This is a genomic window from Chamaesiphon sp. OTE_20_metabat_361, from assembly GCF_031364565.1.
Window position 1 is genome coordinate 1 of the sequence record NZ_JANLWO010000063.1, and the last position, 10,546, is coordinate 10,546.

A 10,546-nucleotide genomic window follows, 5' to 3' on the forward strand; every position below is an offset into this window, starting at 1 on the left:
GCTGGCTGCTCTATATGCGTACCAGAGTTATCAAGCTTGGTTAGTCAATCGCGATGTCGTATTGGGGCGCAAGAAATTTGCACCATCCGAGCGGTATGAATTTAGTCAAGTTGCTTTATTGCAATTTACTTATATTACCAACTTCGGTTCCGAACTTGCTGCGGTGTCGATGTTGCCTGTCTTCTTTGAGAAGACATTCGGACTCCAACACGCAGCGGCGGCGATGATTGCCGCTAGTTATCCCTTCTTGAACCTCTTTTCTCGCCCCAGTGGTGGTTTTATCTCTGATAAATTTGGTTCGCGGAAATGGACGATGACAACTGTCACAGCATTGATTGGAGTTGCTTATCTCTTAGCACATCAAATCGATAAAACCTGGGCATTGCCTCTCGCTGTGGGCGTCACCATGTTCTCGGCACTATTCGCCCAAGCTGGTTGTGGTGGTACATTTGCGATCGTACCGCTGATTAAGAAAGAAATTACCGGACAAGTAGCAGGAAATGTCGGCGCATACGGTAACTTTGGCGGCGTCGTGTATTTGACTATTTTCAGCTTGACTGACGCACCGACATTATTTGCGTCAATGGGTATCGGTGCCTTGGTTTGCGCCTTCATGTGTGCGTTCTTCCTCAAAGAACCGCAAAATTCGTTTGGCTTAGATGCTGCTGGGATGGAAGCTCAAGCTGTACCGATAAGTAGTCCAAGTGGCTTTGGAATGCGGGATTAGGATAGGTGTTAGGTTTAGGTGTTAGAGAAGTGGATGTTTGACAAAGTGGGACATCGTACCTCAGATTCGCATTCTGCGAGGCTACGCCAACAATAACGCCAATAATCTATCCTCAGAGTAGACTCGGTATGCAAGATTAGCATCGAAATTTTTAGAAATGGGATAGATATTAGATGTCTATCCCATTTTTGTGTCGCGATCTAGTGACATCATATTCTGAGTGTCTGTTCTGTGCTCATGAATACATCCGCTCGTCCTGCCAATCAAAATCTATTTCTCGCGACAATGGCGTTTGCAGTAGCATTTGCCAACTGGGGCATCATCTCCGGCTTAGCACCTCTATTAAAGAAAGAATTGGGGCTATCCGTTACCCAAGCGAGTGTCATGATTGCCATTCCCGTCTTATTAGGATCTCTAGGGCGCATCCCCTTGGGATTACTAACCGATCGATATGGCGGACGGATTGTATTTAGTATCTTATTAGCATTCACGATCGTGCCAGCTACGGCGTTATTTCTCAATCATTCCTATCCCAGTCTGTTATTCTGGGGCTTCTGGATGGGGCTAGCAGGTACCTCTTTTGCTGTGGGGGTTGCTTTTGTCTCTGGGTGGTTTCCACCGAGTCAGCAGGGCACTACGCTGGGAATCTATGGTGCAGGGAATATCGGTCAATCGGTGGCGGTATTTGGGGGGCCAGTTTTAGCAGGTCAAATCGGCATTCCGGCGACGTTTTTGGTGTTTAGTGCGGCGGCGGTAGTCTGGGGCGGGATCTTTGCGCTGAGTGCTAATAATGCCAAGCCGCCGAGCAAGTCGAAATCTTTAGCAGAAAATATTGCTGTCTTAAAGACTGAGAAATTGGCTTGGGTGTTGAGTGTCTTTTACGCGCTCACCTTTGGTGGCTTCGTCGCATTAAGTATTTATTTGCCTACTTTATACAAAGAAGTTTTTGCGCTCACTCCGCCGGATGCTGGTGCGAGAACGGCCATATTTGTCTTAGTTGCAACTCTATCGCGCCCCGTGGGTGGCTGGCTGAGCGATCGCATCGGCGGTCAAAAGCTGCTACTCTACATATTTCTAGGGATTGCCCTAATTAGTTGGTTGATGGCTACTAATTCGATTTGGCTATTTACTCTTGGCTCCCTCGGCTGTGCGATCTTATTTGGCTTGGGAAATGGTGGCGTGTTCAAACTCGTACCTCAATATTTCCCGCACCAAACTGGTAGCGTGACCGGATTAGTCGGTGCGGCGGGTGGATTGGGTGGCTTTTTTCCACCGATTGTGTTGGGAATTTGTCGGGACATGACAGGGAGCTATACGCTCGGGTTTGGCTTGCTGATTGTTTTTGCTCTCAGTTGTACGGGTATCCTGCTCAGTCAGACATTCTTGAGAGCGACTGCCAAAGAATCTCAGTCATAAGTCACTACTTGCCACGATCGAATCCTAGCCACAAATTTTTAGTAGTCTCAAATACAGAATATTTTCGACAGAATCGTTACCTTGCAGATCCAGCATTAAGCTGACTCGATCGATACACTTCTTAACCTTATAAATATTCAACCTCTTTCTATCCCCTATCCCATATCCCCTATCCCCTATTCCCTACCCTCTACCCTCTACCCTCTACCCCCTACCCCCTAACTCATGACTGACACAACCAAAACACTTTGCCCTTACTGCGGTGTCGGCTGTGGGTTAGAGGCTTCACCCCCCGCTGTACCGGGAAAATCGGTGCATCGGGATAGTAGTGGCGTGCCGATTTGGAAGGTAATGGGCGACAAGTCGCACCCTTCGAGTCAGGGGATGGTATGTGTCAAAGGGGCGACAATTAGTGAGTCGCTATATAAGGATCGCTTACAATACCCGATGGTGCGAGATAGCCTCGACCAACCATTCAAGCGGGTAAGTTGGGAAGAAGCCTATACGCGGATTGTCGATCGAATGCAGACGGTACTAGATACTCACGGTGCCGATGGGATCTGCATGTATGGTTCGGGGCAATTTCAGACCGAGGATTACTATACCGCCCAAAAACTGCTGAAAGGTTGCTTGGGTACCAATAATTTTGATGCCAATTCGCGGCTGTGCATGTCTTCGGCGGTATCTGGCTATATCCAGAGTTTTGGCGCAGATGGGCCGCCTTGTTGTTACGATGACATCGAGAAGACAGATTTTGCCTTTCTAATTGGGACGAACACCGCTGAGTGTCATCCTATTATCTTTAATCGCCTCAGAAAGTATCACAAACAACACGATCGAGTTAAATTAGTCGTCGTCGATCCGCGTCGTACCGCTACCGCCGAAGCCGCAGATCTCCATCTAGCAATTACTCCCGGCACCGATATCGACCTCTTAAATGGGATTGCTCACTTACTCCTGCGCGCGGGCAAAATAGACCAACAATTTATCGAATCCTGTACCAGCAACTTCGCCGCCTTTGCTGAAGTAATTCAACAGTATCCCCCGGACATCGTTGCCGCCAAATGTGGCATCGCTCAAGCCGACCTCGAAAAAGCAGCTAAATGGTGGGGTGCCTCTAATAATGTCCTCTCGCTCTGGTCGATGGGCGTCAATCAATCGAGCGAAGGTACCGCCAAAGTCCGCCACATTATCAACCTGCACCTGATGACCGGGCAGATTGGTAGACCGGGCGCGGGGCCATTTTCACTCACCGGACAACCCAATGCGATGGGCGGACGCGAAGCTGGCGGGCTAGCCCACATTCTCCCCGGCTATCGCCTCGTCAAGAATCCCGCACAACGCGCCGAAATCGAGCAGCTTTGGAATTTACCCCCAGGTAGAATCTCCCCCAATACAGGTAAAACTGCCTGGGAGATGATAACAGGCATGGAGACCGGATCTGTCGGCTTGCTGTGGATTGTAGCCACCAATCCGGCAGTTAGTATGCCCGATATCAATCGTACCAAAGCCGCCTTAATGCGATCGCCTTTTACGATCCATCAGGATGCCTATTACCCCACCGAAACCGCTAAATACGCTCACGTCCTCCTCCCCGCCGCTCAGTGGAGCGAAAAAACGGGCGTGATGACTAACTCCGAGCGGACAGTTACCCTGTGTCCGGCATTTAGAACGCCTCCCGGCGAAGCCAAAGCAGATTGGGAAGTCTTTGCCGAAGTCGGGCGGCGACTGGGCTTTAAAGACGAGTTTTGGTTTAAAAATAGTGCTGACGTGTATGCGGAATTTGCCAAAGTCAGCGCGGGTCGCCCCTGTGACATCGCCGGATTGAGCCATCAATATCTCAAAGATAACGGCCCGACTCAATGGCCGCACCCCACAGGCTGCAAAACCCAGTACGGCAAACGCCTCTACACCAACCTCCAATTTCACCACCCCGACAAACGCGCCAAATTTGCCGCGTGCCACTCCAAAGGACTCGCCGAGCCACCCAACCCCGAATATCCATTTGTGTTGACCACCGGGCGATTGTACGGTCACTGGCATACGATGACCCGCACCGGACGCATCCCCAAACTCCAACAGATGCACCCCGATCCCTTCGTCGAAATTCATCCCAAAGATGCCGCCAGATTGCAAATCGAAAATGGCGAAATGATTGAAATTCGATCGCGGCGCGGTACCGGGAGATTTCCAGCACTAGTGACAGCGGCGATCGATCGCGGTACGGTATTCGTACCGATGCACTGGGGCGAATTGTGGGCAAAAGATGCCGAAGCCAATCTGTTTACCCACGATGCCGCCTGTCCCGATTCGTTGCAACCCGAACTCAAAGCGTGTGCGGTGCAACTAGTACCAGTCAAATCGATCGTTTCTACCTCTTCCATCCCGTTTGGAGTGCCAAGTAAGGTATCGAGTAAATTGGGAGTTTATGGGTAAGATTGTGTCTTACATCAGTCTATAAACATTGGTAAAAGCATCGATCTTCGGGTACCCATAAAGGGCACCCCTACAGATCGATTGTGTAGGGGTGCCCTTTATGGGTACCCACAGGTTGCGGCAGTAATCAGAAATCCGCGTGGGTGTAGAATGTGAGTAGCAGCAACAGTATATATTGAAAGGTTAAGTCGATCGATCTCTAATTCAGCAGCTAAAATAGTGCAACCCGAACAATGATGAGATGATTGAATCGATCGAGGATCTGAGGGCTTTTCTAAATTAATTATCTGTAGACTGGGGTGAATAAATTTAAAACCCAGTAATAGTCAAGTAAATTGGAAGTTTATTGCTTATGAATGAAATTAAAGCAGATAATTCAGGTGAATGTATACCAGAGCCGACATTAGATGATTCAACAAAATTATTACATCGAAGATGGCATAATATTTTAGCAGGGGACGTTTATCCTCAATCTGAACCATCTGAGATTGAGGCAGCTTTTTGTAGGTCAATCAATGATGTGATTGATGATATTTCAATACTTGTAGAACAGCAAAATAATGAGTTAACATACTTACAAGGATATTTCTACATTGGCTTTCGTTGTTGTCCTCCGCTCATACAAACATGGGAAATTTATGGGCTAGACTGGGAATTTACTAATGAAGAGCATACCTGTGGAGTAGCATTAGTTCCGTCCCAAGAAAGAATTAAAGAGCTAAATCAAGACATGTACGATCGTGGAAATCATCCGCCAAAACTTAGTCCAGCGCAAATCCAAGAAATCACATTAAATTATCCTTTTCAACTTTCTGTAGAATTTCATAGACTTTACCAGAGAGCTAATGGAATTTTTCCTATTGGTATAGGAAGTAAAGATTGGAATTCATTCAATAATTACTTTATATTAAATAAAACTGGATGGGAAGAATCCTTGTTGGATCTTCAGAGTGCAATGTATATGTATCAAGGATTTTCAAATTATAAAATAGATCCGCATCTATTTCCAATTATGAGCTTTGAGAATGATGTGATATGGGCTGTAATGGCAAGTGAGGAACAGAAAGACATTTCTCCGATTTATGCGGTGAGCGTTGAGGGAGGTGAGCCAAAGATTATATGGTCTAGTCTGGCTGAGATGCTATCTGCCTGGTTGTACCAACGAAATACAAAGCAGGATTAACATCGTCATATATTTCGGGATTACCCGCAAGGTAATTTCTTCCCCACTACCATTCATCACCCTGGCTGGACTATATATCTACCTGCTCTTTGTCGCGATTACCTCCGGTAGGCTACGCCAACGATCCCGACTCAGCAGCACTTGCCAATCCCAAACTACCTGAAATCGCCCGCTTCATTGCCAATGAGGGAGCCGCCGCGCTGGGTTGGGTACATTTTCTAGTGATGGGTTTATTTGTCGGGCGGTACATCTATTTAGAAGGGCAAAATAAGGGAATAGTAATTTTTCTGAGTGTAGGTTGGGTTGAGGCACGAAACCCAACGATCCCAGTGTTCGATTGACGGTCACGTAATATTATTGATATCAAATATTGGTGTTGTTGGGTTTCGCTTCGCTGTGCTTGGTGCGCTACCCAACATACAATCTCTCAACTCAATTAATAGCTATCGTCATCAACATGAGCATGAACAGTCAACTCATGATTGACTTGATTGAGTCGATCGGATATTGCCTTGCGCCACTCCAGACTAATTGCAGGATCGGCTAATACTTCTTGTGCCGATTGACGATATGCCGCACTAGTAGTCGCATCGACTCGATCGATCTGTTTGAGATTTTCGTAGACAGTTTGCAGCGATTGCATAGTATTTACCTCAATATATTTGTCGATTAATGTCTAAACTGTGATTTGGAATGATTAACAGATAGACTATGATTTTTTTATAGCAGCTCATCATAGTCCATCCTTAAATCATTCTAAATCATAGTTCAGACCAGATTATCTAAGGCAAGTCAGTACTGCCCATCAAATACAGGTCGCATTCACGAGCGGCACCGCGACCTTCATTAAATGCCCAGACGACCAAACTTTGGCCGCGCCGACAATCGCCAGCAGCAAAGACACCAGGAATGCTCGTGATGTACTTTTCATGTTCGGCTTTGATATTGCTACGCGGATCTTTATCTAAACCCAGCGCATCGACTAACGGCTGTTCGGGGCCGAGAAATCCCATTGCTAGTAATACTAGGTGAGCCGGATTGACTTTCTCGGTACCTGGGACGTGTTTGAGCGCAAATTGTCCCTGCTCGTTTCGCTCCCACTGGACTTGGACGGTATGAACGGCGGTAACATTACCATCGGCGTCGCCCTCAAATTTGGTGGCGGTGGTGAGGTAGGCGCGGGGGTCAGCTCCGAATTTAGCGGCGGCTTCTGCTTGTCCATAGTCTACTTTATAGACTTTCGGCCATTCCGGCCAGGGATTGTCGGCAGCGCGTTTGAGGGGTGGTGTGGGCATGATTTCTAGCTGCTCGACGCTGTTGCAGCCATGGCGGATCGATGTCCCGACGCAATCGGTACCCGTATCGCCACCACCGATGATGATGACATCTTTACCTGCTGCGGAGATAAAGTCACTATTTTCTCTACCGTCTAAAACGGCTTGAGTATTAGCCGTGAGAAATTCCATCGCGAAATGGATGCCTTTAAGCTGACGACCTTCGATCGGGAGATCGCGGGGTTTGGTGGCTCCAGTGCAAAGGATGACAGCATCGTAGTCTTTACGCAAATCTTCGGCAGTGACATCCTTACCGACTTCCACGTTGCACTTGAAGGCGATCCCTTCGGCTTCCAGGAGTTCGATCCGGCGGAGGACGACTTGCTCTTTTTCTAGCTTCATATTGGGGATGCCGTACATCAGCAGTCCGCCTGGTCTATCCGCACGTTCAAATACTGTTACCCAATGTCCAGCTTGATTCAATTGGGCGGCGGCACAGAGTCCAGCGGGGCCAGAACCGACGATCGCGACTTTCTTGCCCGTGCGTTTTGCGGGGGGTGTGGGGACGATCCAACCCTCTTCCCAGCCTTTATCGACGATCGAGTGTTCGATGCTTTTAATCGTCACTGGGGGGTTATGGATGCCCAGTACGCAGGAACCTTCGCAAGGTGCGGGGCAAACTCTACCCGTGAATTCGGGGAAGTTATTGGTTTTGTGCAGTCTATCGAGAGCTTCACGCCAGAGTCCGCGATAGACCAGATCGTTCCATTCGGGAATCAGGTTATTAATCGGGCAACCGCTCGCCATGCCAGCAATTACTGTTCCCGTATGGCAAAAGGGCGTACCGCAGTCCATACATCTAGCTCCTTGTTGGCGGAGCTTTTCGTCGGGCAGAGGCAGATGAAATTCATCCCAGTTGTGGATGCGATCGAGTGGTGCGAGTTCGCCTTCGACTTCGCGGCGGTATTCAATAAATCCGGTTGGTTTACCCATAGCTACGATAAATAATCGCTCGGCTGTGCGATCTTTTTTTAGTACTTAACTCAGGCTATTCTAATCGGTTTAACTCATGCTAGGGAACTATTGCTTCAATCTTCTTATCCTATGCTCTGAGCTAAAGTACATGATTCTTGACAACTAGTTATTAAACTTAACTTTTTATGATTATTTCCAACCAAATCGATCGCTGCCGACTAGAAAATAACATACCATACAGTTAAAAGTACAGCCAAATCGCCAAAAAGTATTCGATCTCCTCGATCGCCAATAAAACTGAAGTTACGCATATTTCACTCTCGAACGGAATTTAATCGTCAATTAATCTCTACCAATGGCTTTAACCGATGCTACTAGCTTTCGGAGATCGGACTTATCCTTGCTAACTTAATACCTCATATGGATCTATCTGAAACTCAAAATATTTCATCGCCCCAACAGATGCACGCCCTGATTGTCCTCGCCAAAGATGCCTGGGTCGCTCGTGATGCCGATGCCTTAGCGCAGTTATTTACACCTGATGCCCAGCTTATTGTCCCCGGTCAACGGTGGCAAGGGCAGGCTAAAATTCGGGAAGAAATTGCCAAGTTTGGGCAATATTATACCGATGTGACGATTACCATTCAGCGCACGATCGTCGATGGCAATCGTGCTGCGGTGGAATGGCACTATGAGGACACCGAGAAAGCTACAGGGCAGCGTAGTTACTCGGATGACGCAATCGTCATTGAGGTAAGAAACGGCCTAATTAGTTATTGGCGAGAATATTTTGATATCAGTAGTGACTGAGCAATCGTTTAGAGGATACCTGAAAAGTGTCATTACTATTCCCGAACTATCGTTTTGGATACATCAGTTACCACATTGATATCGATAGTTTGTGCTTCAGGCGAAGCTCATTGGTTCACCGGAGCGACGAGCGCCGCTAATACTTGCAATCACCCCATTAACGACAAAAAATTCTTGCCATAGTGCCTAAATTGGCATCTTCACAAGAACTTTTCGCTAGATATAGATGTTTTAAAAATCGGGGTGACAGGATTTGAACCTACGACATCCTGCTCCCAAAGCAGGCGCGCTACCAAGCTGCGCTACACCCCGTTGTTTGTCTCAACCATCATAACATACGATTGGCACGTTCGATCGTTAAGGTCTAAAAATTACTTAAACCTAGTCGGGATACCAAAACATTCCCTTAATACCTTCAGGATCTTCAACAAATCCCATGCCACCATAAAAGCCCACCACATGAGCATCAGCAAACAACGTAATATTGCTAATATCCTCAGCGCGGATCTTATCGATCGTATACTTCATCATCGCCTTACCCAAGCGCTGACCCTGAAAATCAGGATGTACCACCACATCCCAAACAGTCGCATTAAATGCACCATCAGAGGTAGCGCGGGCAAACCCGATCATTCTCTTTGTCGCACCCCTGACTTCCCACATCGAAACCACAATAAAACTATTCTGAAGTGCTTTCTTGACCTTGCGAAGCGGACGCCGCGACCAACCGACGATATCGCATAGCTCTTCTAGCTCGTATAAATCGAGATCTCGATCTGTACTGAAAAAAATTTGACTGTTCTGAGGTAGATTGAGTCCAGTTACTTTTACAGCAGTATCAACGAAGGTACCTGCTTTAGCTTCAGTAGCCGTATCGCCACCACTAAATAAACTTTTCCAAAAAACCATGTAGTGTGAACGACAAGAGTAGTGATTGTAGTCCCCGACTCTTGCTCCTTATCGCTGAAGATCGAGCGGCAAACGTATATAGATCATAACATTCTTTTCAATGTAAATATGGTCTTATGCTGCTGTAACAATCCTATTTGAGTCTAGCTTTCACAGACTTAACTCTTATGCTACTCAGATTTATTCCTCAAATGCCGACTTGCAAGACAGTGGCTTCAACCACTTTAAGTATTAAGTAGCAACTTGGATTATGTGTATAACGATCCTCGCTCCATCTTTAACTGTCTACCTCTGCTAGTCCGACTCGATCGGGTTTCAACGAGCTTATTTTCCTGTGCTATCACGATCGAGTGCTAACGATTGCCCCTTCAGAATCTACAGTCTGGTGACATTAAAACTTCTTCTACGCTTGCAACTAGACAGCTTGCAAAAGCCTGTATTCCGTAACAGTCAAAGCAGGTTGAGCCGATCTGTGTCGTTTGATAAACTACAATCTCGATCTATGCTTACCCGAAACAACTAAGCAGCAATCATCAATATTTTCCAGGCTTGTCAAATCGCGCAAATCATTTCACACCGTATAATACAGCGATCCGATTGATTATTTTTGGCAAGACCAGACAAAAAACATTCTTAAAAAGTAGGGATCTCAGCCCCAACATCTATCGCAAAGCTTGACGCAGCCGAGGATTAAACAAATTTCCCAAAAAGGGTTGACAATCCTAGGCAGACAAGATATATTAGTAAAGCGGTCGAGGGAAACAGCCCAGCGGAATCGACGAAAGTCGCTCCTAGAGCCAACTACCTTCACCACTG

At 47.0% G+C, this 10,546-nt stretch carries 9 protein-coding genes and 1 tRNA gene; 6 read left to right on the forward strand and 4 right to left on the reverse strand.

Annotation, left to right across the window (positions count from 1 at the left end; translation table 11 throughout):
* The 5 genes from RMO35_RS01670 to RMO35_RS01690 all read left to right on the forward strand — a co-directional run.
* A partial coding sequence (locus RMO35_RS01670; protein ID WP_396135585.1) for an MFS transporter occupies positions 1-727 on the forward strand: 727 nt, incomplete at its 5' end.
* A gap of 237 nt (positions 728-964) precedes the next feature.
* Complete coding sequence (locus RMO35_RS01675) at positions 965-2,143, forward strand: MFS transporter (RefSeq protein WP_309738109.1); 1,179 nt, start codon at positions 965-967, stop codon at positions 2,141-2,143.
* A 225-nt stretch (positions 2,144-2,368) separates the two neighbouring features.
* Positions 2,369-4,579 (forward strand): nitrate reductase, encoded by a 2,211-nt coding sequence (locus RMO35_RS01680; RefSeq protein WP_309738110.1) that lies wholly within the window; start codon positions 2,369-2,371, stop codon positions 4,577-4,579.
* Positions 4,580-4,931: 352 nt separating this feature from the next.
* Entirely contained in the window at positions 4,932-5,762 is an 831-nt protein-coding gene (locus tag RMO35_RS01685) for an SMI1/KNR4 family protein (protein WP_309738112.1), read from the forward strand.
* An 89-nt stretch (positions 5,763-5,851) separates the two neighbouring features.
* Positions 5,852-6,103 carry an abscisic acid-deficient protein Aba4 family protein gene (locus RMO35_RS01690; protein WP_309738113.1) on the forward strand — a complete coding sequence of 84 codons (252 nt, stop codon included), beginning with the start codon at positions 5,852-5,854 and terminating at the stop codon, positions 6,101-6,103.
* Positions 6,104-6,198: 95 nt separating this feature from the next.
* On the opposite strand, the gene RMO35_RS01695 is transcribed toward RMO35_RS01690, so the two are convergent.
* Together RMO35_RS01695 and gltD are read right to left on the reverse strand one after the other, a co-directional pair.
* Positions 6,199-6,405, reverse strand: coding sequence for a hypothetical protein (locus tag RMO35_RS01695; protein WP_309738114.1), 207 nt, complete (start codon positions 6,403-6,405; stop codon positions 6,199-6,201).
* Positions 6,406-6,544: 139 nt separating this feature from the next.
* Positions 6,545-8,029, reverse strand: coding sequence for a glutamate synthase small subunit (gltD, locus tag RMO35_RS01700; protein ID WP_309738116.1), 1,485 nt, complete (start codon positions 8,027-8,029; stop codon positions 6,545-6,547).
* A gap of 402 nt (positions 8,030-8,431) precedes the next feature.
* Here gltD and RMO35_RS01705 point away from each other — a divergent pair, with 402 nt between their 5' ends.
* Positions 8,432-8,821: a nuclear transport factor 2 family protein gene (locus RMO35_RS01705; RefSeq protein ID WP_309738117.1), complete on the forward strand. Its 390-nt coding sequence runs from the start codon at positions 8,432-8,434 to the stop codon at positions 8,819-8,821.
* A gap of 238 nt (positions 8,822-9,059) precedes the next feature.
* Here the strand turns inward: RMO35_RS01705 and RMO35_RS01710 are convergent.
* Positions 9,060-9,133, reverse strand: a tRNA-Pro gene (locus RMO35_RS01710).
* Between the two features lie 69 nt (positions 9,134-9,202).
* Positions 9,203-9,730, reverse strand: coding sequence for a GNAT family N-acetyltransferase (locus RMO35_RS01715; RefSeq protein WP_309738119.1), 528 nt, complete (start codon positions 9,728-9,730; stop codon positions 9,203-9,205).
* Positions 9,731-10,546 lie beyond the last annotated feature (816 nt).

Coding starts and splice junctions, on each gene's coding strand:
- RMO35_RS01675 (WP_309738109.1), top strand. CDS start 965: ATGAATACATCCGCTCGTCCTGCCAATCAAAATCTATTTCTCGCGACA.
- RMO35_RS01680 (WP_309738110.1), top strand. CDS start 2,369: ATGACTGACACAACCAAAACACTTTGCCCTTACTGCGGTGTCGGCTGT.
- RMO35_RS01685 (WP_309738112.1), top strand. CDS start 4,932: ATGAATGAAATTAAAGCAGATAATTCAGGTGAATGTATACCAGAGCCG.
- RMO35_RS01695 (WP_309738114.1), bottom strand. CDS start 6,405: ATGCAATCGCTGCAAACTGTCTACGAAAATCTCAAACAGATCGATCGA.
- gltD (WP_309738116.1), bottom strand. CDS start 8,029: ATGGGTAAACCAACCGGATTTATTGAATACCGCCGCGAAGTCGAAGGC.
- RMO35_RS01705 (WP_309738117.1), top strand. CDS start 8,432: ATGGATCTATCTGAAACTCAAAATATTTCATCGCCCCAACAGATGCAC.
- RMO35_RS01715 (WP_309738119.1), bottom strand. CDS start 9,730: ATGGTTTTTTGGAAAAGTTTATTTAGTGGTGGCGATACGGCTACTGAA.